The organism is Pseudomonas sp. GD04058 (genome assembly GCF_029836855.1).
Taxonomy (GTDB): Bacteria; Pseudomonadota; Gammaproteobacteria; order Pseudomonadales; family Pseudomonadaceae; genus Aquipseudomonas; species Aquipseudomonas bharatica.
Window position 1 is genome coordinate 137,375 of the sequence record NZ_JAOECN010000011.1, and the last position, 20,507, is coordinate 157,881.

At 63.3% G+C, this 20,507-nt stretch carries 21 protein-coding genes; 10 read left to right on the forward strand and 11 right to left on the reverse strand.

Annotation, left to right across the window (positions count from 1 at the left end; all coding sequences use genetic code 11):
* Nucleotides 1-163: 163 nt before the first annotated feature.
* From prpC to N7650_RS12425, 3 genes are read right to left on the reverse strand one after another with little or no spacing between them, the layout of a single operon-like run.
* A complete protein-coding gene (prpC, locus tag N7650_RS12415; RefSeq protein WP_009394516.1) occupies nucleotides 164-1,291 on the reverse strand; it encodes a 2-methylcitrate synthase in 1,128 nt (375 codons plus the stop codon).
* A 59-nt stretch (nucleotides 1,292-1,350) separates the two neighbouring features.
* Nucleotides 1,351-2,241 carry a methylisocitrate lyase gene (gene prpB / locus N7650_RS12420; RefSeq protein ID WP_009394514.1) on the reverse strand — a complete coding sequence of 297 codons (891 nt, stop codon included), beginning with the start codon at nucleotides 2,239-2,241 and terminating at the stop codon, nucleotides 1,351-1,353.
* A complete protein-coding gene (locus N7650_RS12425) occupies nucleotides 2,238-2,948 on the reverse strand; it encodes a GntR family transcriptional regulator (protein ID WP_009394509.1) in 711 nt (236 codons plus the stop codon). Before N7650_RS12425 ends, prpB begins: the two co-directional genes overlap by 4 nt.
* Before the next feature lie 291 nt (nucleotides 2,949-3,239).
* On the opposite strand from N7650_RS12425, the gene N7650_RS12430 reads away from it, so the two are divergent.
* The 4 genes from N7650_RS12430 (at nucleotide 3,240) to pabB (ending at nucleotide 7,744) form a co-directional block, all read left to right on the forward strand.
* Nucleotides 3,240-3,776, forward strand: coding sequence for an ATP-dependent zinc protease (locus N7650_RS12430; RefSeq protein ID WP_009394507.1), 537 nt, complete (start codon nucleotides 3,240-3,242; stop codon nucleotides 3,774-3,776).
* A gap of 5 nt (nucleotides 3,777-3,781) precedes the next feature.
* Complete coding sequence (locus N7650_RS12435) at nucleotides 3,782-5,314, forward strand: inactive transglutaminase family protein (protein ID WP_009394504.1); 1,533 nt, start codon at nucleotides 3,782-3,784, stop codon at nucleotides 5,312-5,314.
* Nucleotides 5,314-6,297 (forward strand): alpha-L-glutamate ligase-like protein, encoded by a 984-nt coding sequence (locus N7650_RS12440; RefSeq protein ID WP_009394503.1) that lies wholly within the window; start codon nucleotides 5,314-5,316, stop codon nucleotides 6,295-6,297. Before N7650_RS12435 ends, N7650_RS12440 begins: the two co-directional genes overlap by 1 nt.
* Nucleotides 6,298-6,397: 100 nt before the next feature.
* Entirely contained in the window at nucleotides 6,398-7,744 is a 1,347-nt protein-coding gene (pabB, locus tag N7650_RS12445) for an aminodeoxychorismate synthase component I (RefSeq protein ID WP_279898448.1), read from the forward strand.
* Between the two features lie 103 nt (nucleotides 7,745-7,847).
* On the opposite strand, the gene thrH is transcribed toward pabB, so the two are convergent.
* A complete protein-coding gene (thrH, locus tag N7650_RS12450) occupies nucleotides 7,848-8,465 on the reverse strand; it encodes a bifunctional phosphoserine phosphatase/homoserine phosphotransferase ThrH (RefSeq protein ID WP_064303981.1) in 618 nt (205 codons plus the stop codon).
* A gap of 136 nt (nucleotides 8,466-8,601) precedes the next feature.
* Here thrH and N7650_RS12455 point away from each other — a divergent pair, with 136 nt between their 5' ends.
* The gene (locus N7650_RS12455) at nucleotides 8,602-9,336 is read left to right on the forward strand and encodes a phosphoadenylyl-sulfate reductase (protein ID WP_009394498.1); all 735 of its coding nucleotides are present in this window, start codon (nucleotides 8,602-8,604) and stop codon (nucleotides 9,334-9,336) included.
* A 67-nt stretch (nucleotides 9,337-9,403) separates the two neighbouring features.
* Here N7650_RS12455 and cysB read toward each other — a convergent pair whose 3' ends face one another.
* The 3 genes from cysB to N7650_RS12470 all read right to left on the reverse strand — a co-directional run bounded on the left by cysB (nucleotide 9,404) and on the right by N7650_RS12470 (nucleotide 11,990).
* Complete coding sequence (cysB, locus tag N7650_RS12460; RefSeq protein WP_009394496.1) at nucleotides 9,404-10,378, reverse strand: HTH-type transcriptional regulator CysB; 975 nt, start codon at nucleotides 10,376-10,378, stop codon at nucleotides 9,404-9,406.
* Between the two features lie 122 nt (nucleotides 10,379-10,500).
* A complete protein-coding gene (locus N7650_RS12465) occupies nucleotides 10,501-10,998 on the reverse strand; it encodes a universal stress protein (protein WP_009394494.1) in 498 nt (165 codons plus the stop codon).
* Between the two features lie 83 nt (nucleotides 10,999-11,081).
* On the reverse strand, nucleotides 11,082-11,990 hold the full coding sequence (locus tag N7650_RS12470) for a 5'-nucleotidase (RefSeq protein WP_009394491.1): 909 nt from the start codon (nucleotides 11,988-11,990) through the stop codon (nucleotides 11,082-11,084).
* Nucleotides 11,991-12,257: 267 nt separating this feature from the next.
* On the opposite strand from N7650_RS12470, the gene N7650_RS12475 reads away from it, so the two are divergent.
* Nucleotides 12,258-13,331, forward strand: coding sequence for a 3-deoxy-7-phosphoheptulonate synthase (locus N7650_RS12475; RefSeq protein ID WP_009394489.1), 1,074 nt, complete (start codon nucleotides 12,258-12,260; stop codon nucleotides 13,329-13,331).
* A 61-nt stretch (nucleotides 13,332-13,392) separates the two neighbouring features.
* Here N7650_RS12475 and N7650_RS12480 read toward each other — a convergent pair whose 3' ends face one another.
* Complete coding sequence (locus N7650_RS12480) at nucleotides 13,393-13,674, reverse strand: GNAT family N-acetyltransferase (protein ID WP_009394487.1); 282 nt, start codon at nucleotides 13,672-13,674, stop codon at nucleotides 13,393-13,395.
* A 507-nt stretch (nucleotides 13,675-14,181) separates the two neighbouring features.
* Here N7650_RS12480 and oprI point away from each other — a divergent pair.
* The gene (oprI, locus tag N7650_RS12485; RefSeq protein WP_037058464.1) at nucleotides 14,182-14,433 is read left to right on the forward strand and encodes an outer membrane lipoprotei OprI; all 252 of its coding nucleotides are present in this window, start codon (nucleotides 14,182-14,184) and stop codon (nucleotides 14,431-14,433) included.
* 194 nt (nucleotides 14,434-14,627) lie between these two features.
* On the opposite strand, the gene N7650_RS12490 is transcribed toward oprI, so the two are convergent.
* The 3 genes from N7650_RS12490 to N7650_RS12500 form a co-directional block, all read right to left on the reverse strand.
* Complete coding sequence (locus N7650_RS12490; RefSeq protein ID WP_279898449.1) at nucleotides 14,628-15,605, reverse strand: L,D-transpeptidase family protein; 978 nt, start codon at nucleotides 15,603-15,605, stop codon at nucleotides 14,628-14,630.
* A 96-nt stretch (nucleotides 15,606-15,701) separates the two neighbouring features.
* Entirely contained in the window at nucleotides 15,702-15,983 is a 282-nt protein-coding gene (locus tag N7650_RS12495) for a hypothetical protein (RefSeq protein WP_064303979.1), read from the reverse strand.
* 56 nt (nucleotides 15,984-16,039) lie between these two features.
* On the reverse strand, nucleotides 16,040-16,645 hold the full coding sequence (locus N7650_RS12500; RefSeq protein WP_279898451.1) for an arylesterase: 606 nt from the start codon (nucleotides 16,643-16,645) through the stop codon (nucleotides 16,040-16,042).
* 10 nt (nucleotides 16,646-16,655) lie between these two features.
* Between N7650_RS12500 and N7650_RS12505 the strand changes: the two genes are divergently transcribed.
* The 3 genes from N7650_RS12505 (at nucleotide 16,656) to greB (ending at nucleotide 20,405) form a co-directional block, all read left to right on the forward strand.
* On the forward strand, nucleotides 16,656-17,339 hold the full coding sequence (locus N7650_RS12505; RefSeq protein ID WP_009394479.1) for an ABC transporter ATP-binding protein: 684 nt from the start codon (nucleotides 16,656-16,658) through the stop codon (nucleotides 17,337-17,339).
* On the forward strand, nucleotides 17,340-19,847 hold the full coding sequence (locus N7650_RS12510; protein ID WP_279898452.1) for an ABC transporter permease: 2,508 nt from the start codon (nucleotides 17,340-17,342) through the stop codon (nucleotides 19,845-19,847).
* 84 nt (nucleotides 19,848-19,931) lie between these two features.
* Nucleotides 19,932-20,405 (forward strand): transcription elongation factor GreB, encoded by a 474-nt coding sequence (greB, locus tag N7650_RS12515; protein WP_009394475.1) that lies wholly within the window; start codon nucleotides 19,932-19,934, stop codon nucleotides 20,403-20,405.
* The last annotated feature ends 102 nt before the right edge of the window (nucleotides 20,406-20,507 follow it).

The following is a 20,507-nucleotide window of genomic DNA, read 5'->3' on the forward strand; positions in this document are numbered from 1 at the left end:
TCAGGTCGGCTCGGTCACGGGTTCGGTTTTGTGTCGATCATTATTCTCAAGAGCCCCACTGCCCCCTGTGGGAGCTGGCTTGCCAGCGATAGGGCCAGGCCTGGCAACAACATCGCTGGCAAGCCAGCTCCCACAGGTTTCAGCAGTGGACTCAAAGTCTGCTTCAGCGCTGCTCGATCGGCACGTAGGCACGCTGCTCGACGCCGGTGTACTCGGCGCTCGGGCGGATGATGCGGTTGTTGGCGCGCTGTTCGAAGACGTGCGCAGCCCAGCCGGTCAGGCGCGAGCAGACGAAGATCGGGGTGAACAGCTTGGTCGGGATGCCCATGAAGTGGTACGCCGAGGCATGGTAGAAGTCGGCGTTGGGGAACAGCTTCTTCTGTTCCCACATGGTCTTGTCGATGGCTTCCGATACCGGGTACAGAACCTTGTCACCGACCTCGTCGGCCAGCTTCTTCGACCAGCCCTTGATCACCTCGTTGCGCGGATCGGACTCTTTGTAGATGGCATGGCCGAAGCCCATGATCTTGTCCTTGCGCTCGAGCATCCTGAGCAACTCGGCCACCGCCTCCTGCGGGCTCTGGAAGCGCTCGATCAACTCCATCGCCGCTTCGTTGGCACCGCCATGCAGCGGGCCGCGCAGCGAGCCGATGGCGGCAGTGACGCAGGAGTACAGGTCGGACAGGGTCGAGGCGCAGACCCGGGCGGTGAAGGTCGAAGCGTTGAACTCGTGCTCGGCGTAAAGGATCAGCGAGACGTTCATCACCTTGACGTGCAGATCGCTCGGCTTCTTGCCATGCAGCAGATAAAGGAAGTGACCGCCAATTGTGTCTTCGTCGCTGGTGCAGTCGATGCGCACGCCGTGGTGGCTGAAGCGGTACCAGTAGCACATCACCGCCGGGAACAGGGCGAGCAGGCGGTCGGTCCTGTCGCGCTGCTGGTCGAAGTTCAGCTCCGGCTCCAGGGTGCCAAGCACCGAGCAACCGGTACGCATGACGTCCATCGGATGGGCGTTGGCCGGGATGCGCTCGAGCACTTCCTTCAGGGCTTGCGGCAGGTCGCGCAGGGTTTTCAGGCGGGCCTGGTATTCGGCCAGTTGCGCCTTGTTCGGCAGCTCTCCGTAGAGCAGCAGGTAGGCGACTTCCTCGAACAGGGCGTTGGCCGCCAGGTCGCGAACGTCATAGCCGCGGTAGGTCAGCCCGGCGCCGGCCTGGCCTACCGTCGACAGGGCGGTCTGCCCGGCCACCTGGCCACGCAGGCCGGCTCCGCTGAGTACTTTTGCTTCGGCCATGGGATCTCTCCTTTCTTGAACTTGTTATGGAAGCTGTTGGCTGGTCGGGGCCTTTGGGCTCAGGCCTTTTTCTGCGCGAACAGGGCGTCGAGGCTTTGCTCGAACGCGTGGTAGTTGATGGCGTCGTACAGCTCCATGCGGGTCTGCATGGTGTCGATCACGTTTTTCTGGGTGCCGTCGCGACGCAGGGCTGCGTAGACGTTCTCCGCGGCCTTGTTCATGGCGCGGAAAGCCGACAGCGGGTACAGCGCCAGGGACACGTCGGCCGACGCCAGTTCCTCGGTGGTGTACAGCGGCGTGGCGCCGAACTCGGTGATGTTGGCCAGGATCGGCGCGCGCACGCGCTCGGCAAAGGTCTTGTACATCGACAGTTCGGTGATGGCTTCCGGGAAGATCATGTCGGCGCCGGCTTCGATGCACGCGGCAGCACGATCCAGGGCCGCTTCCAGGCCTTCCACGGCCAGGGCGTCGGTACGCGCCATGATCACGAAGCTGTCATCGGTACGGGCATCGACGGCGGCCTTGATGCGATCGACCATTTCCTGCTGGGAAACGATTTCCTTGTTCGGGCGATGACCGCAGCGCTTGGCGCCGACCTGGTCTTCGATATGAATGGCAGCAGCGCCGAACTTGATCATGGATTTCACGGTGCGGGCGACGTTGAAGGCCGAGGCACCGAAGCCGGTGTCGACATCCACCAGCAGCGGCAGGTCGCAGACGTCGGTGATGCGGCGCACATCGGTGAGCACGTCGTCCAGGCCGGTGATGCCGAGGTCAGGCAGGCCGAGGGAGCCGGCGGCGACACCGCCGCCGGACAGGTAGATGGCCTTGAACCCGGCACGCTTGGCCAGCAGGGCGTGGTTGGCGTTGATGGTACCGACGACCTGCAGCGGGTGCTCGGCGGCTACCGCATCGCGAAAGCGCTGGCCGGGACTGCTTTTCAGACTCATGACTCACCTCGTGGGTTGGTGGCGTCCAGGTAGTGACGCTCGATATTGCGCTTGGATGCACCGATATGGCGGCGCATCAGGAGTTCCGCCAGTTCGCCGTCACGGTCGGCGATGGCATCGAGAATCCTGTGGTGCTCGGCGAAGGCCTGGCGCGGCCGGTTGGGCGTGGCCGAGAACTGGATGCGGTACATGCGCACCAGTTGATAGAGGTCGTCGCAGAGCATCTTGACCAGGGTCTTGTTGCCGCTGCCCTGGAGAATCCGGTAATGGAAGTCGTAGTCGCCTTCCTGCTGGTAGTAGCCGAGGCCGGCCTGGAAGGCGGCATCGCGCTCGTGGGTATCGAGCACCCGCCGCAGCTCGTCGATCTCGGCTACGCTCATACGCTCGGCGGCCAGGCGACAGGCCATGCCTTCGAGGGACTCGCGGATTTCGTAGAGTTCGATCAGTTCGGCATGGGACAGCGACACCACCCGCGCGCCGACATGCGGCACCCGCACCAGCAGGCGCTGGCCCTCCAGGCGGTGGATCGCCTCGCGCAGCGGGCCGCGGCTGATGCCGTAGGTGCGTGCCAGTTCGGGCTCGGAGATCTTGCTGCCCGGGGCGATCTCGCCCTTGACGATGGCTGCCTGGATACGCCGGAAGACATTTTCCGACAGGGTCTCCGACTCTTCCGCAACGACACCAGGTGCGTGGGCTGTGTCCAGCATTATTGTCGACACCTCTTGTAATCAATGCGCCAAAACTAGCCAAATACATCAAATCAGTCAAAGACAAATTCAATATTGTCGACAATCGTCTAAGAACGAACTTCACTTCGGTGAACGTTGTCTCATTGGCGCTGCTGGCGTGCCACCATCCGCGTGATAGAATGCCGCCGCCCTGTTTTTTGTGGCATGGATACTGTGTCTGTCATCTTTTTGTGCCAGACGAACGAGGAGCTAGCGCAGAATTTGCCAGTGGCCTTGACCCGAATACCCCACAGCATTGCGCCAGGATCTATGAGACTTTCGCCACTTCCACTGTTGCTCGGCCTTTGTTGCTTGCCACTCACGGCCCAGGCGACCGGCAAGACCGTGTACGGCCTCAACGAATATGCCCGGCTTGGCGACCTTGACCTGGAGGTCGCCGCCAAGCTCGACACCGGCGCCAAGACCGCCTCCCTCAGTGCCCGCGACATCAAGCGCTTCAAGCGCAACGGTGAATCCTGGGTGCGCTTCTACCTGGCTATCGATGCGGCCCACAGCCACCCGATCGAACGTCCGCTGGCGCGGGTCAGCAAGATCAAGCGCCGCGCCGGCGACTATGATCCCGAGGAAGGCAAGGCCTACACCGCCCGCCCGGTGATCGCCCTGAACATTTGCATGGGCAGTGCCCTGCGCGAAATCGAAGTCAACCTGACCGACCGCAGCGCCTTCCAGTACCCGCTGCTGATCGGCTCCGAAGCCCTCAAGCACTTCGACGCGCTGGTTGACCCAAGCCTTAAATACGCGGCCGGCAAACCTGCCTGCGCCACCGACGCTCACATCGCAGAGTAATTCCGATGCGCTCTCTTACCCTTCATCTGAAAGTCCTGATCACCGTCCTGGTGCTGCTGGGCGTGCTGATCACGGCCTATCAGATCTTCTTCCTCGGCATCCCGGTGACCGAGGACGAGACCGACGACCTGTGGAACATCGACGCCAAGGTCGAGTTCGTCGCCAACCCGAAAGATCCGGTCAAGGTGCAGATGTACGTGCCGCCCCTGAGCCGCGACTACGTCAGCCTCAACGAGAGCTTCATCTCCAACAACTACGGGGTCAGCGTCAACCGTGTCGACGGCAACCGCAAGGTGACCTGGTCGGCCCGTCGCGCCAGCGGCAACCAGACCCTCTACTACCGCCTGGTGCTGACCAAGCGCTATAGCAGCGAGAAGCCCAAGATCAAGGGCCCGACCTTCCGCGACAGCCTGCCGGTCGAAGGACCGGAAAAGATCGCCGCCGAAGCCCTGATGGCGCCGATCCGCCAGCATTCCGCCGACGTCGAGACCTTCGTCAGCGAAACCATCAAGCGTGTCAACAATCTCAACGACGACAACGTCAAGCTGCTGCTGGCCGGCGATACCTCGGTGCAGAAGAAGGCCAAGGTCATCGACCTGCTGCTGTCCATCGCCCATGTGCCGCTCGAGCGCGTGCAGACCATCCGCCTGGTGGCCGACCAGCCGCAGACCCCGGAACTCTGGCTGCGCAGTTTCAACGGCAACGACTGGCTGTACTTCAACCCGGAGACCGGCGAGCAGGGCCTGCCCAGCGACCGCCTGCTGTGGTGGACCGGTGACGACAACCTGGTCACCGTCGATGGCGGCAAGAAGGTCAACGTCAGTTTCAGCCTGAACAACAGCGAGATGAATGCCATCCGCCTGGCCAAGCTGACCGACGAGAACACCGACGCCGACTTCCTCGAATACTCCCTCTATGGCCTGCCGCTGCAGACCCAGCAGACCTTCATGATCATGGTGATGATCCCGATAGGCGTGCTGGTGATCCTGATCCTGCGCAACCTGATCGGCCTGCAGACCCTCGGCACCTTTACCCCGGTACTGATCGCCCTGGCCTTCCGCGAAACCCAGCTGGGCTTCGGCATCGTCCTGTTCACGGTGATCACCGCGCTCGGCCTGTCGCTGCGCTCGTACCTGGAACACCTGAAGCTGCAGATGTTGCCGCGGCTGTCGGTCGTACTGACCTTCGTCGTTGTGCTGATCGCCACCATCAGCCTGTTCAGCCACAAGCTGGGCCTGGAGCGCGGGCTGTCGGTAGCGCTGTTCCCGATGGTGATCCTGACCATGACCATCGAACGCCTGTCGATCACCTGGGAGGAGCGCGGCGGTGGCCATGCTATGAAGGTCGCCATCGGCACCCTGTTCGCCGCGTCCCTGGCGCACCTGCTGATGAGCGTGCCGGAGCTGGTGTACTTCGTCTTCACCTTCCCGGCGGTGCTGCTGATCCTGGTGGGCTTCATGCTGGCAATGGGTCGCTACCGCGGCTATCGCCTGACGGAGCTGGTTCGCTTCAAGGCATTCGTAAAGGCTGACGCTTGATGTTCGGACTCTGGAAAACCTGGAAGGCCCTGGAAGCCCGGGGCATCATGGGGATCAACCGGCGCAACGCGGACTATGTCCTGAAGTACAACAAGCGCCATCTGTACCCTATCGTCGATGACAAGATCATCACCAAGGAACGGGCGATCCAGGCCGGCATCCATGTGCCGGAGATGTACGGGATCATCTCGACCGAAAAGGAGATCGAGAAACTCGACGAGATCATCGGCGGGCGCAGCGACTTCGTCATCAAGCCGGCCCAGGGCGCAGGCGGCGACGGCATCATGGTCATCGCCGACCGCTTCGAGGACCGCTTTCGCACGGTGTCGGGCAAGATCATCAGCCACGAGGAAATCGAGCACCAGATCTCCAGCATCCTCACCGGCCTCTACTCCCTTGGCGGGCACCGTGACCGCGCGCTGATCGAGTACCGGGTGACCCCTGACCAGATCTTCAAGAGCATCAGCTACGAAGGCGTGCCGGACATCCGCATCATCGTGCTGATGGGCTACCCGGTAATGGCCATGCTGCGCTTGCCGACCCGCCAGTCCGGTGGCAAGGCCAACCTGCACCAGGGCGCCATCGGCGTCGGCGTAGACCTGGCGACCGGCGTGACCCTCCGCGGCACCTGGCTGAACAACATCATCAGCAAGCACCCGGACACCACCAACGCGGTGGACGGCGTGCAACTGCCGAACTGGGACGGTTTCATGAAGCTCGCCGCCGGCTGCTACGAGCTGTGCGGCCTGGGCTACATCGGCGTGGACATGGTCCTGGACCAGGACAAGGGCCCGTTGATCCTCGAACTCAACGCCCGCCCCGGCCTGAACATCCAGATCGCCAACGACTGCGGCCTGACCCAGCGCACCCACGCCATCGAGGCACACCTCGAGGAACTGGCGAAGGACGGCAGGCAGGAAACCGCCGAAGAGCGCGTGCGCTTCGCCCAGCAGTTGTTCGGACACGTTCCGTCCCAGCAGTGAATGACGTCCGCCCCGGACACGGGGCGGTCGCTCAAACCCCTATGAGCTACGCGTTCGGGGGTCTACAATGCCTGCCCCGCCTCGCCAACCGTTCAGACGAATGCCGACCTGCACCCTGTTTCCCCTGCCCTATCAAGCCGACCCGGCGGTTTTCTTCGCGCGCATACGCCATGCGCCCGGCGCGGTGCTGCTGGACAGCGCCCGCCCCGGTGCCGAGCGCGGCCGCTTCGATCTGCTCAGCGCCTGGCCGCTGCGCAGCCTGGTGGCGGAGGATGGCGAAAGCGGCACGGCGTATCTGCAGCGGCTGCGTGACAGCCTTGCCGGATTGGGCGAAGCGCAACTGCCCGATGGCGTGGAACTGCCCTTTGCCGGCGGCCTGATCGGCTACCTGAGCTATGACTTCGGTCGGCGTCTTGAACAATTGCCTGAGCTGGCCCGGGATGACCTTGGCCTGCCCGATGCAACCCTCGGCCTCTATGCCTGGGCAGTGATCAGCGATCACCAACTGATGACCAGTCAGTTGCTCTTCCACCCCGCCCTGCCTGGCGACGAACGCCAGCGCCTGGTCGATCTGTTCAGCCAGCCGGCCGAAGCGGACCCAGGCGCCGGTTTCCGCCTCGACGCCCCGATGCGCGGCGACCTCGAACCCGAGGACTATCGCCAGGCATTCGAACGGGTGCAGCAGTACATCCAGGCCGGCGACTGCTACCAGATCAACCTGACCCAGCGCTTCCGCGCGCCGTGCCAAGGTGATCCGTGGAGCGCTTACCAGGCGCTGCGGGCGGCCTGCCCGACACCGTTCTCCGGTTTCCAGGCTCTGGACGACGGCAGCGCCCTGCTCAGCCTGTCGCCGGAGCGCTTTATCCGGGTCAGCCAGGGCCAGGTGGAAACCCGCCCGATCAAGGGCACCCGGCCACGCAGCGCCGATCCCGTGCAGGACCGCGCCAACGGCGAAGAACTGCTGGCCAGCACCAAGGATCGGGCCGAGAACCTGATGATCGTCGACCTGTTGCGCAACGACCTGGGGCGCACCTGCGAGATCGGCTCGGTGCGAGTACCGGAGCTGTTCAGCCTGGAGAGTTATCCCAACGTCCACCATATGGTCAGCAGCGTGACCGGGCGCCTGGCGCCGGGCAAGGATGCCCTGGACCTGATTGCCGGGAGTTTCCCTGGCGGGTCGATCACCGGGGCGCCGAAGATACGGGCGATGGAAATCATCGACGAGCTGGAGCCGAGCCGGCGGGCGCTGTACTGCGGGTCGCTGCTGTACCTGGACGTACGCGGGGAAATGGACAGCTCCATCGCCATCCGCAGCCTGCTGGTCAAGGATAGCCAGGTGTGCTGCTGGGGCGGCGGCGCCGTGGTGGCGGACTCGGAGTGGCAGGCCGAGTACCAGGAGTCGATTACCAAGGTGCGGGTGCTTCTGGAGACGCTTCAGGGTCTTTGAGGGCCTCATCGCTGGCAAGCCAGCTCCCACAGGTTCGGCGGCGCACACGATCACTGTGGGAGCTGGCTTGCCAGCGATAGGGCCCTCACAGGCCCTGCATTACTTACAGGCTCAGGGTACGGTTCGAAGCCTTGATGAATTCCTTCTTCAACGCCTCGAACTCATGCACCGCCGGGAATTGCGGGAACTCGCGGATCACATTCTCCGGCGCATGGAACAGGATCCCGGCATCGGCCTCACCGAGCATGGTGGTGTCGTTGTACGAATCGCCCGCAGCGATCACCCGGTAGTAAAGGCTCTTGAACGCCAGCACCGACTGACGCTTGGGGTCCTTCTGGCGCAGCTGATAACCCACCACCCTGTCGTTCTCGTCGGTGATCAGGCGATGGCAGAGCAAGGTCGGGAAGCCCAACTGGCGCATCAGCGGCTGGGAGAACTCGTAGAAGGTGTCGGACAGGATCACCACCTGGAAGCGCTCGCGCAGCCAGTCGACGAAGTCGATGGCGCCATCCAGCGGCTTGAGCGTGGCGATGACTTCCTGGATATCGGCCAGCTTCAGGCCGTGTTCGTCGAGGATGCGCAGGCGCTGTTTCATCAGTACGTCGTAGTCCGGAATGTCGCGGGTGGTGGCCCGCAGCGATTCGATTCCGGTTTTTTCCGCGAAGGCAATCCAGATTTCCGGAACCAGCACACCTTCCAGGTCGAGACAGGCAATTTCCACAGCTCACTCCTCGAACAACGCCAAAAATGGAAGGCGCACTCTACGACCCGCAATCCAGCCCGTCTACCCGGCATTTTTTGGTAACATCTGCCCCACTACGAGCGCCAAGCGCCATTCAATGACCGGAAGCCGCCTGATGAGCCAACCCTTCGACGTCGCCGCCCTGGCCGCGACCTACGCCAACAAATCCCCGCAGGACATCCTCAAGCTCGCCTTCGAGCATTTCGGCGACGACCTGTGGATTTCCTTCAGCGGCGCCGAAGACGTGGTGCTGGTGGACATGGCCTGGAAGCTGAACAAGCAGGTCAAGGTCTTCAGCCTCGACACCGGTCGCCTGCATCCGGAAACCTACCGCTTCATCGACCAGGTGCGCGAACACTACAAGCTGCCGATCGAGATCCTGTCGCCGGATCGCGACAAGCTCGACCCCTTCGTCAAGGAGAAGGGCCTGTTCAGCTTCTACAAGGACGGCCACGGCGAATGCTGCGGGATCCGCAAGATCGAACCGCTGCGGCGCAAGCTGAGCACCGTCAGCGCGTGGGCCACCGGCCAGCGCCGCGACCAGAGCCCGGGCACGCGCAGCCAGGTGGCAGCGCTGGAAATCGACAGCGCGTTTTCCACCCCGGAGCGCACCCTGTACAAATTCAACCCGCTGGCACAGATGAGCAGCGAGGAAGTCTGGGGCTACATCCGCATGCTCGAGCTGCCCTACAACAGCCTGCACGAACGCGGCTTCATCAGCATCGGCTGCGAGCCATGCACCCGCCCGGTACTGCCGAACCAGCACGAGCGCGAAGGCCGCTGGTGGTGGGAAGAAGCGACCCAGAAGGAATGCGGGCTGCATGCCGGCAACCTGATCGCCAAAAGCTGATCGCCAAATGTGATCGACAGAAACGAAAAAACCGGCCAAGGCCGGTTTTTTCATGGTTGCCCGAAACTCAGTGCACAGGCAACTCGACACCTTCGAACAGCTCTTCCAGTTCCTGCTTGTTATGGCACTGGATCGCCTTGGCCATCACTTCGCGGGTCAGGTGCGGGGCGAACTTCTCGATGAAGTCGCACATGAAGCCACGCAGGAAGGTGCCACGACGGAAACCGATCTTGGTGATGCTGGACTCGAACAGCTCGCTGGCATCGAGCACCACCAGGTCGCTGTCCAGCTTCGGATCCACCGCCATCTTGGCGACGATGCCGACGCCCAGGCCAAGGCGCACGTAGGTCTTGATCACGTCGGCGTCAGCGGCGGTAAACACCACTTTCGGGGTCAGGCCGCGGTGGCTGAAGGCTTCGTCCAGCTTGGAACGTCCAGTGAAACCGAACACGTAGGTGACGATCGGGTACTCGGCCAGCACTTCAAGGGTCAGCTTCGGCAGCTTGGTCAGCGGGTGGCCCTGGGGCACAACCACGCAGCGATTCCAGCGGTAGCACGGCATCATCACCAGATCGCCGAACAGTTCCAGGGCCTCGGTGGCGATGGCGAAGTCGACGGTGCCATCGGCGGCCATCTCGGCGATCTGCATCGGCGAGCCCTGGTGCATGTGCAAGGCCACTTCCGGGTACTGCTTGATGAACGAGCTGATCACCGGCGGCAGCGCATAACGTGCCTGGGTATGGGTGGTGGCGATGGACAGCGTGCCCTTCTTCTCGTTGGAGAATTCCTGGGCAATCTGCTTGATGCTTTCGACCTTGCGCAGGATTTCCCCGGCGGTGTTGATGATCCGCTCACCGGCCGGGGTGACACGGGTCAGGTGCTTGCCGCTGCGGGCAAACACTTCCACGCCCAGCTCGTCTTCCAACAGGCGAATCTGCTTGCTGATCCCCGGCTGGGACGTATACAGGCTCTGCGCTGTCGCGGAAACGTTGAGGTCGTGGTGCGCCACTTCCCAGATGTAGCGCAATTGTTGAAGCTTCATAGGTATCCCTCAGAGGCTGGGCGTCACCGGCAACAGCGACGAGTTATAACTATATTAGCGGTCAGGAGAATAAATCTAGAACAATTTCACCAGCTTTCTTACTGCCGACTCGGAAAAATCCCTCAAGCCTTGCGACGACCGAGGTGTTGTGCGAGCGGCACCATGTACACCGGCACCGGTGACAGTTGCAGAATGCGCACCGCCGTACGACCGATCGGGATCTCTGCACCGGCCCCCTGGCTATGGCTGCCAACGATCAGCAGGTCGACATTCAGGCGTTCGGCCTGCTGGAGGATCACCTGCGCCGGATCCCCCTGGCGCACCCGTACGGCACGAATCAGCGCGAGGTCCTGCTGATCCCCCAGTTCATCGCGAAAACTCTCGAGTACGCGCTGTTCGATATTGGCCATCACGGTGTTGACGCCCTGGCTGTGCAACTGGTCCAGGGTCTGCTCGTCCAGGTAACTCTGCAGCAGCGATTCGGCGAACTGCCCCATGGGCTCCACGGCATGGATCACGTAGAGCTCCGCCTTGAAATTGCGCGCCAGGGCCAACGCGTGCTGCATGACATAAGGCGCATAAACACCGAGGTCCGTGGCGTACAACATCGAACGGATCATTTGACCTCCTCGACTGCCGGAACGGCAGGGCAAGGTTCAGCTTAGCAGCGCCAAACCGATGCGCAGCGCCCGTCCGGCGGGGTTCAGGCCGGGTCCGATTGGTTACTGATGCCATGGGGCACATGCCCCGTGGCGACCACCCTGCCCGCCCGTTCGCAGTGGCCGGCCTGGTCGTCGAAGAACACGTCGGCGGCGAAGGCTTCGAGGAACGCCGATTTGTCCAGGCCGCCGAGGAACAGCGATTCATCCAGGCGGATATCCCACTCGCGCAGGGTGCGGATCACCCGCTCGTGGGCCGGTGCGGAACGCGCGGTGACCAGCGCGGTGCGGATCGGGCAGGCAGTGCTGGGAAACTCGCTCTGCAACAGATTGAGCGCCGCCAGGAAAGGCTTGAACGGCCCACCCCGCAGGGCCTGGCGCGCAGCCTGGCGCTCGTTGGCCTGGAAGGCTTCGAGGCCGCCCATCTGGTAGACCCGCTCGGACTCGTCGGAAAACAGCACGGCGTCACCATCGAAGGCGATGCGCAGCTCTTCGGTGGCCTCCCGGTGAACGCCGCCGGAAAGAATGGTCGCGGCGGCGAAACCGGCATTCAAGGCGCTGCGCACATCCTCGGCATCGGTGGAGAGGAACAGGTGGCAGCCGAACGCGGCCAGATAAGGATAAGGGCTGCGTCCACCGACGAATGCCGCGCGGGAAATGCCCAGGCCGTAGTGCTCGATGGAATTGAACGCGCGCAGGCCGGTATCGGCGCTATTGCGCGAAACCAGCACCACCTCGACCCTCGGCTGTCCGAGGAGGGTATTGAGGCCCAGCAGCTTTTGTACCAGCAGGAAGGCGTCGCCGGGTTGCAGGGGTTCGTCCTCGTGCTCGATCTGGTATTGACGATAGGCCTCCACCCCCTCGGCAAGGAACAGCCGATGGCTCTCGCTCAGGTCGAACAAGGCCCGTGATGAAATTGCCACTACCAGTTTGTCGTTCAGGCCTTTGTTCATTGTTCACTCCAATTCCGTGTCGCCCCAAATCGCTGGCAAGCCAGCGATGAGGCCCTAAAAAGCACCAAATCTATCCCGCCCAGGCCACCCCAGCCACTTTAGTCGCAAAAACCCCGTTTCAAAGCCCCGAACCGCACCGTTATCAGGCACTTGCCCATTGTCGAGGCAAGGGATTACGCGCTAAGGTTCCGCTCCCCGCTGAGCTCAATCATGCTGCTCCGCCGCACGGGGCTGGCGGCCGGCATCCGTGACCTGACGAGTAACACGATGGCTGATTTACCGATCGACGACCTTAACGTTGCCTCCAACGAGACCCTGATCACTCCCGATCAGCTCAAGAAGGAGATCCCACTCAGCGCAAGCGCGCTTCAGACCGTCACTGCCGGCCGTGAAGTGGTACGCAATATCCTCGACGGCAAGGACCACCGCCTGTTCGTCGTGGTCGGCCCCTGCTCCATCCACGATGTCAAGGCTGCGCATGAATACGCCGAGCGCCTCAAGGCCCTCGCCGCGGAAGTGTCCGACACCCTTTACCTGGTAATGCGCGTCTACTTCGAGAAGCCGCGCACCACCGTCGGCTGGAAAGGCCTGATCAACGATCCGTACCTGGATGACTCGTTCAAGATCCAGGACGGCCTGCACATCGGCCGCAAGCTGCTGCTCGACCTCGCCGAGATGGGCCTGCCGACAGCCACCGAGGCCCTCGACCCGATCTCTCCGCAATACCTGCAGGACCTGATCAGCTGGTCGGCCATTGGCGCGCGTACCACCGAATCCCAGACCCACCGGGAAATGGCCTCGGGCCTGTCCTCCGCGGTCGGGTTCAAGAACGGTACCGACGGCGGCCTGACCGTGGCGATCAACGCCCTGCAATCGGTTTCCAGCCCGCATCGCTTCCTCGGCATCAACCAGGAAGGCGGCGTGTCCATCGTCACCACCAAGGGCAACCCCTATGGCCATGTCGTCCTGCGCGGCGGCAACGGCAAGCCCAACTACGACTCGGTCAGCGTCGCCCTGTGCGAACAGGCGCTGAACAAGGCCGGGATCAAGCCGAACATCATGGTCGATTGCAGCCACGCCAACTCCAACAAGGATCCGGCCCTGCAGCCGCTGGTCATGGAAAACGTCGCCAACCAGATCCTCGAGGGCAACCAGTCGATCATCGGCCTGATGGTGGAAAGCCACCTGAATTGGGGCTGCCAGGCGATTCCGAAGGATCTGGAGCAGTTGCAGTATGGCGTGTCGATCACCGATGCCTGCATCGACTGGGACGCCACTGCCACCACCCTGCGCAACATGCGCACCAAGCTCAAGGACGTGCTGCCGAAACGCCGCGCCTGAAGTGCATGAACGAAAACGCCGGGCAATGCCCGGCGTTTTCGTATGCGGAATAAGGAAGCCGTCAGGCCTTCGACGAATATTTCTGATGCCGCTCCATGTAGCGCTCGACATAGGAACAGGACGGGATCACGGTATAACCGCGCTCTTCGGCGTAGGCCAGCGCCCGCTCGGTGAGTGCCGCCGCAATGCCGCGGCCGCGCAGGGCGTTGGGCACGAACGTGCGGTAGATGTCCAGGGTCTGCTTGCCCAGGTCCATGTAGGTCAGGTAGGCACGATGACCGTCCACGTTGGTCTCGAATTGATGACCGGCCTGGTCATGGTGGATGGTCAACGCCTCGCTCATCACTACTCCTCGCGGGTCTTGTCACAGAACCCGACCTTAACCGATGTTTGTCCGGCGAAGGAACCTCTACGCCACCCCATGCCCCTTGGACAGCACAAGGGCCTGCTCGTTTTGCAGGCCCGGGCACCCTACAAATAGTAGGCGCCCGCTGCCCGGATGCTCAAGGTACAGGTCGGAAAATTTTCCACGCGGCACAGCACGCGTAAAGCGCGGCGACAGCGTCCTGAACTGCAAACCGGATGATCCGTTTGTTATGACGCAAGATGACACTAAAAGTCACCGTTAGTTCAAAAAAACTACTTTTACAAGAACGTCTTACACTGACCAACAAGGACACTGCACGATTTTCGCGCAGTCTCGGGGTCAAGCCGTTTGGCAAGACAATTTTTTTCCAATTCTTGCGCTCTGTCAGTTTACTTACTACAAGTAATGGGTACTATGTACGCCGGCCAGTTTCTCTTCGTTGAGAGATGGCTATTTAATAGAAAGTCCTTGAAGGGGAACACGATGAACAACGTTCTGAAATTCTCTGCTCTGGCTCTGGCCGCAGTTCTGGCTACCGGTTGCAGCAGCGTATCCAAAGAAACCGAAGCTCGTCTGACTGCTACCGAAGACGCAGCAGCTCGTGCACAAGCTCGTGCTGACGAAGCGTATCGCAAAGCCGACGACGCTCTGGCTGCCGCTCAGAAAGCTCAGCAAACCGCTGACGAAGCTAACGAGCGCGCTCTGCGTATGCTGGAAAAAGCCAGCCGCAAGTAATAATCCCTTGGGATTGTTATTTGAAGCCGGCCCACTTGTGGGCCGGCTTTTTTATTGCCCCGGTTTTCAGCTGCAAGCCGCAAGCTGCAAGCCAAAAGAACAAGCGGCCTGATAGCCCCGGACGCTTTCGTCAACTCAAACAAAAAGAGCAGCCCTTCCCGGACTGCCCTCTCTTACAGCTTGAAGCTTAAAGCTTACTGCTGCTGGTATGGATTGCTCGAGATGATTGGCATGTTGCCATCCGGCGCGGTCGGGACCGCGATCTCGACCGGCATGCCATCTTCGGCAGCCACGACGTCACGCACCATGTCCCAGTTCATCTGCACGTTCTTCGCCAGGTCTTCACGCTTGAGCAGCGCATTGATCACTGCCGTGTGCTTGTCCACCACCGACGGATCGCCCTTGTCGTCCAGCGGGGTGTGCGCTTCGAGATAGACCTTGCCACCACTCATGCCGAACTTGTACGGCTCGTTGATGATCCGCACCGGCGTGCCAACCGGCGCCATCTTCGCCAGTTCCAGCACGTTATTGTTGAACATGCGGAAGCAGCCGTGGCTGGTGCGCATGCCGATGCCGAATTTCTTGTTCGAACCGTGGATCAGGTAGCCCGGTACCCCCAGGGTGAACTTGAACGGCCCCAGCGGGTTGTCCGGCCCAGCCGGAACCACGTTGGGCAGCGGATCACCGTCGGCGGCGTGCTCGGCCTTGATCGAGGCCGGCGGGGTCCAGGTCGGATTCGGTGTCTTGGCGGTGACCTTGGTCTGGGCGATCGGCGACCCCCAGCCTTCACGGCCGATACCCAGCGGGTAGGTATGCACCACGTTCTCGCCTTTCGGGAAATAGTACATACGGTACTCGGCGAGGTTGATGACGATGCCTTCGCGCGGACCCGGCGGCAGGATGAAACGGGTCGGCAGGATGATCTCGGTACCGGCACCCGGCAGCCACGGGTCGACACCCGGGTTGGCCGCGACCATTTCCAGGTAGCCGAGGTCACCGGCGGTACCGATGTCGGCAAAGGTGTCTTCGTACTTGGCCTTGATCACCTGGACCTGACCGATGATGTCTTCGCCTGGCGGTGGCAGGGGAAACTCCAGCGCAGAAACGGGACCGGCCGCCAGCAAGGCAGCCAGGGACAGGCAACGGGTGACGGCGGGAAAGCGCGGCAACATCCGGGAAATCCTTCGAACAATTCGGGAGTCAAGGACGCGATTGTACACCGCCGTAGGATTTTTCGGCATACGGGGGCGCCGGATGGGTAGCGTCCTTCAGAGCTCCGGCCAGACTGGCCGTGTGCCCTTACGCTGGGCTTCCAGGATCGCCTTGCACAGCGGGCAGAGGCGGCGGTCACGGTAGACCGTGCTGGGCACCCCGGACCAGCGCGGCTGCGCCGGCAGCAAGGTGCCGCACAAGGTACGATCCGCCGAGCCGCCCAGTTCCAGCTGACGGGCCACCAGGTGCACGCGGATCTCCTGGCAGGCGAACAGGTCAAGCTGTTCGTCGGGCTCGATCAATTGATAGGCATACAGGGACCAGGCGGGACGCGGCATCGGGGGCTCCAAATCGGGGGCGCAACATTAGCCGAAAGCCGGTCACTATAAAAGCGTCACAGCAGCGGTTTGATCGCTGGCCAGGCATTTTCCAGCAGGCGGCCCTGGGCCCCTTGCGCCGGATGGATGCCGTCGGCCTGCATCAGCTCGGGATGCCCGCCCACCCCTTCGAGGAAAAACGGCACCAACGGAACGTTTTTCTGTACAGCGAGATCGGAATAGACCTGAGCGAAGGCTTTGGTATAGCGCGCGCCATAGTTCGGTGGCAGTTGCATGCCGAGCAGGAGCACCTTGGCCCCGGCTGCCCGGGACGTGTCGATCATCGAGGCAAGATTTTGTTGCAATTGCGCAGGAAGCTGCCCACGCAGCCCGTCGTTACCGCCCAGTTCCAGCACCACCAGGCTCGGCTTGTGCGCCGAAAGCAGCGCGGGCAGCCGCGCCTGGCCGCCCGCACTGGTGTCACCGCTGATCGAAGCATTGACTACCTTATCGTCGAAACCCTCGTCCTTGAGCCGCTTTTCCAGCAGCGCGACCCACCCCTGACGGGTATCCAGGCCAAAAGCGGCGCTGATACTATCGCCGACGATCAACACCGTACCCGCCGCTGCGTTCTGCACCATGCACAGCAAGGCCAGACCAGCACTCAATAACCACACTCGCATCGGATTCTCCATGGGCCCCAGCATTCTCATTGCGCGGAACCTTAGCAAAGTGGTTCCCAGCGCGGAAGGCAACCTCACCATCCTCCAGGAACTGTCCCTGGAACTGACGCAAGGCGATAGTTTGGCCATCGTCGGCGCCTCGGGTTCCGGCAAATCCACCCTGCTCGGCCTGCTCGCCGGTCTCGACCAGCCCAGTGCCGGCTCGGTGACCCTGGCCGGCCACGACCTCGGGCCACTGGACGAAGACCAGCGCGCCAGGGTGCGCGCCGAACATGTGGGCTTCGTTTTCCAGTCGTTCCAGTTGCTCGACAGCCTCAACGCCCTGGAAAACGTCATGCTGCCACTGGAACTGGACGGCCGCCGCGACGCCCGCGAACACGCACGGACCCTGCTGGAGCGGGTCGGCCTGGGCAAGCGCCTGAGCCACTCGCCACGCCAATTGTCCGGTGGCGAGCAACAGCGGGTGGCCATCGCCCGCGCCTTCGCCGCCGAACCGGACGTGCTGTTCGCCGACGAACCCACCGGCAACCTGGACAGCCATACCGGCGAGCGCATCAGCGACCTGCTGTTCGAGTTGAACAAGGAACGCGGCACCACCCTGGTCCTGGTCACCCATGACGAACGCCTGGCCCGCCGCTGCCATCGGCAGATTCGCCTGGAGGCGGGCCATATGGTCAGCCCGATGGAGCCCTAGATGGCACACCTGTCCCTGTTTCGCCTGTTCGCCCTGGCCGTACGCCAGTTGCTTCGCGATGCCCGTGCCGGCGAGCTGCGGGTGCTGTTCTTCGGCCTGCTGATCGCCGTGGCGGCAAGCACCGCCATCGGCTACTTCGGTGCGCGTCTGAACGGCGCCATGCTCCTGCGCGCCACCGAGTTCCTCGGCGCCGACCTGGTCCTGCAGGGCAGTTCCCCGGCCAGTGCCGGGCAGATCGAGCGCGGTACCCGCCTTGGCCTGGCCCACGCGACCGTGGTCGAATTCTCCAGCGTGATCGCCACCGATAACGGCATCCAGCTCTCCAGTGTCAAAGCGGCCAACGAGGCCTATCCGCTGCGCGGCGAACTGCGCAGCGCGCCAGAGCCCTTTGGCACGGAAACCGCGGGTGGCGGCCCGGCGCCGGGCGAAGCCTGGGTCGAACCGCGCCTGCTGGCCGCGCTCGACCTGAAGATCGGCGACAGCATCGACGTCGGCATGAAGACCCTGCGCCTGAGCCGGGTGCTGACCTACGAGCCGGACCGCGCCGGCAATTTCTACAGCCTCACCCCGCGGGTGATGATCAACCTCGCCGACCTCGACGCCACCGGCGTGGTCCAGCCCGGCAGCCGGGTGACCTACCGCGAGCTGTGGCGCGGCGACGCCCTGGTGCTGGCCGACTATCGCCAGTTCCTCGACGGCAACCTCGCGCCCAACCAGCGCATCCGTGATGCCCGCGACGGCAACCAGCAGATCGGCGGCGCCCTGGGCAAGGCCGAGCGCTACCTCAACATGGCCAGCCTGGTAGCGGTGCTGCTGGCCGGCGTGGCAGTGGCATTGTCGGCCAGCCGCTTTGCCGTGCGCCGCTTCGATGCCAGCGCCCTGCTGCGCTGCCTGGGCCTGTCACGGCGCCAGGCGCTGACCCTGTTCTGCCTGCAACTGGCGATTCTCGGCAGCCTTGCCGCACTGGCCGGCGCCCTGCTGGGCTGGCTGGCGCAATTGGGCCTGTTCGCCCTGCTCGACGGCCTGCTGCCGGCGGACATTCCCGAGGCTGGCGTGGTCCCGGCGCTGGCCGGCATCGCCACCGGCCTGGTAGCCCTGGCCGGCTTCGCCCTGCCACCGCTGGCTGCGCTGGGTCGGGTACCGCCCCTGCGGGTGCTGCGCCGCGACCTGCTTCCGGTGCCGCCCAGCAGTTGGCTGGTGTACGGCGCGGCAATCCTGGCCCTCGGCCTGATCATGTGGCGCCTGAGCCTCGACCTGCTGCTGACCTTCGCCCTGCTCGGCGGCGGCCTGATCGCCGCGCTGCTGCTGGGCGGCCTGCTGCTGCTCGGCCTGCGCAGCCTGCGGCGCCTGCTGGCCGGCGCACCACTGGCATGGCGCCTGGGCCTCGGCCAACTGTTGCGCCATCCGCTGGCCGCTGCCGGGCAGTCCCTGGCCTTCGGCCTGATCCTCCTGGCGATGGGCCTGATCACCCTGTTGCGCGTCGAGTTGCTGGATACCTGGCACAACCAGCTGCCGGCCGATGCGCCCAACTATTTCGCGCTGAACATCCTCGAAGACGACAAGGCTGCCTTCAGCAAGGAACTGGCCGGTTTCTCCAGCCATGCCGCGCCGCTGTATCCGGTAGTGCCGGGGCGCCTGACCCAGATCAACGGCGAAGCGGTGCAGCAGATCGTCAGCAAGGACTCCGCCGGCGACCGCGCCGTGCAACGCGACCTCAGCCTGACCTGGGCCGCCGAACTGCCGGACGACAACACCCTCAGCGCCGGCCAGTGGTGGCAAGGCCAGCCGCAAGCGGACGTCGTTCCCGGGGTCTCGGTGGAAGCCAAACTGGCGGAGAGCCTCAAGCTTAAGCTGGGCGACCGCCTGACCTTCGTCATCGGCGGGGAAACACGCGAGGCCGTGGTCAGCAGCCTGCGCGAGGTGAACTGGGATACCTTCCGGCCCAACTTCTACATGATCTTCCAGCCCGGTACCCTGCAGGGCTTGCCGGCCACCTGGCTGACCAGCTTCTACCTGGCGCCGGGCAACGACCAGCAGATCGTCGCACTGTCGCGGGCCTTCCCGGCAGCGACCATCCTTCCAGTAGACGCCCTGCTCGAACAACTGCGCAGCATCCTCGCCCAGGTCACCCTGGCGGTGCAGTACGTGCTGCTGTTCGTCCTGGCGGCCGGGCTGGCGGTACTGTTCGCCGGCTTGCAGGCGACCCTCGACGAACGTATCCGCCAGGGCGCCCTGCTCCGCGCCCTGGGGGCCGGGCGGGCGTTGCTGGTCAAGGCGCGGCGCATCGAGTTCGGCCTGCTCGGCGCCGCCAGCGGCCTGCTCGCCGCCATCGGTTGCGAGATGATTACCTGGGTGCTTTACCGCTACGCCTTCGACCTGCAATGGAACCCGCATCCGTCGCTGCTGCTGTTGCCGCTGGTGGGTGCGCTGCTGGTGGGCGGGGCCGGCGTGGTCGGTACCCGCCGCGCGCTCAACGCCAGCCCGCTGACGGTGCTGCGCGAAGGCTGAAACACGGCGAGCCGGCAATCTGTACCGCCGCCGGCTCGCCGGGTACTCTTCGCCCCTGACGTAACGCCCGCCCAGGAGACGGCATTGGCTACCAACATCATCACCCGCGAAGGTCACGAAGCGCTCAAGGCCGAGCTGGATCACCTGTGGCGCGTATACCGCCCGGAAATCACCCAGAAAGTCGCCTGGGCCGCCTCCCTGGGCGACCGCAGCGAAAACGCCGACTACCAGTACAACAAGAAGCTCCTGCGCGAGATCGACCGCCGCGTGCGTTACCTGCGCAAGCGCCTGGAAGACGTGAAGGTGGTGGATTACGGCCCCGAGCAGGAAGGCCGGGTATTCTTCGGTGCCTGGGTGGAGATCGAGAACGAGGATGGCGAGGTGATGAAGTTCCGCATCGTCGGCTATGACGAGATCTACGGGCGCAACGACTACATCTCGGTGGACTCGCCCATGGCCCGGGCGCTGCTGAAGAAAGAGAAGGATGACGAGGTGGTGGTGCAGACGCCGGGGGGTGAGGCGGTGTGGTATGTGAACAGCATCAGTTATCCGCGTTGACCTTTCGGGCCCTATCGCTGGCAAGCCAGCTCCCACAGGTGTGGCGGTGCACTCGATACCTGTGGGAGCTGGCTTGCCAGCGATAGGGCCCTGAAGAGCAAA

What these genes read in the sequence shown, in the direction of transcription:
- N7650_RS12455 (WP_009394498.1), top strand. Translation starts at nt 8,602, where the DNA reads ATGAGCCAACCCTTCGACGTCGCCGCCCTGGCCGCGACCTACGCCAAC.
- oprI (WP_037058464.1), top strand. Translation starts at nt 14,182, where the DNA reads ATGAACAACGTTCTGAAATTCTCTGCTCTGGCTCTGGCCGCAGTTCTG.
- N7650_RS12435 (WP_009394504.1), top strand. Translation starts at nt 3,782, where the DNA reads ATGCGCTCTCTTACCCTTCATCTGAAAGTCCTGATCACCGTCCTGGTG.
- cysB (WP_009394496.1), bottom strand. Translation starts at nt 10,378, where the DNA reads ATGAAGCTTCAACAATTGCGCTACATCTGGGAAGTGGCGCACCACGAC.
- N7650_RS12510 (WP_279898452.1), top strand. Translation starts at nt 17,340, where the DNA reads ATGGCACACCTGTCCCTGTTTCGCCTGTTCGCCCTGGCCGTACGCCAG.
- prpC (WP_009394516.1), bottom strand. Translation starts at nt 1,291, where the DNA reads ATGGCCGAAGCAAAAGTACTCAGCGGAGCCGGCCTGCGTGGCCAGGTG.
- N7650_RS12480 (WP_009394487.1), bottom strand. Translation starts at nt 13,674, where the DNA reads ATGAGCGAGGCGTTGACCATCCACCATGACCAGGCCGGTCATCAATTC.
- N7650_RS12505 (WP_009394479.1), top strand. Translation starts at nt 16,656, where the DNA reads ATGGGCCCCAGCATTCTCATTGCGCGGAACCTTAGCAAAGTGGTTCCC.
- N7650_RS12490 (WP_279898449.1), bottom strand. Translation starts at nt 15,605, where the DNA reads ATGTTGCCGCGCTTTCCCGCCGTCACCCGTTGCCTGTCCCTGGCTGCC.
- N7650_RS12440 (WP_009394503.1), top strand. Translation starts at nt 5,314, where the DNA reads ATGTTCGGACTCTGGAAAACCTGGAAGGCCCTGGAAGCCCGGGGCATC.
- N7650_RS12475 (WP_009394489.1), top strand. Translation starts at nt 12,258, where the DNA reads ATGGCTGATTTACCGATCGACGACCTTAACGTTGCCTCCAACGAGACC.
- N7650_RS12430 (WP_009394507.1), top strand. Translation starts at nt 3,240, where the DNA reads ATGAGACTTTCGCCACTTCCACTGTTGCTCGGCCTTTGTTGCTTGCCA.
- prpB (WP_009394514.1), bottom strand. Translation starts at nt 2,241, where the DNA reads ATGAGTCTGAAAAGCAGTCCCGGCCAGCGCTTTCGCGATGCGGTAGCC.
- pabB (WP_279898448.1), top strand. Translation starts at nt 6,398, where the DNA reads ATGCCGACCTGCACCCTGTTTCCCCTGCCCTATCAAGCCGACCCGGCG.
- N7650_RS12470 (WP_009394491.1), bottom strand. Translation starts at nt 11,990, where the DNA reads ATGAACAAAGGCCTGAACGACAAACTGGTAGTGGCAATTTCATCACGG.
- N7650_RS12425 (WP_009394509.1), bottom strand. Translation starts at nt 2,948, where the DNA reads ATGCTGGACACAGCCCACGCACCTGGTGTCGTTGCGGAAGAGTCGGAG.
- N7650_RS12500 (WP_279898451.1), bottom strand. Translation starts at nt 16,645, where the DNA reads ATGCGAGTGTGGTTATTGAGTGCTGGTCTGGCCTTGCTGTGCATGGTG.
- N7650_RS12465 (WP_009394494.1), bottom strand. Translation starts at nt 10,998, where the DNA reads ATGATCCGTTCGATGTTGTACGCCACGGACCTCGGTGTTTATGCGCCT.
- N7650_RS12495 (WP_064303979.1), bottom strand. Translation starts at nt 15,983, where the DNA reads ATGCCGCGTCCCGCCTGGTCCCTGTATGCCTATCAATTGATCGAGCCC.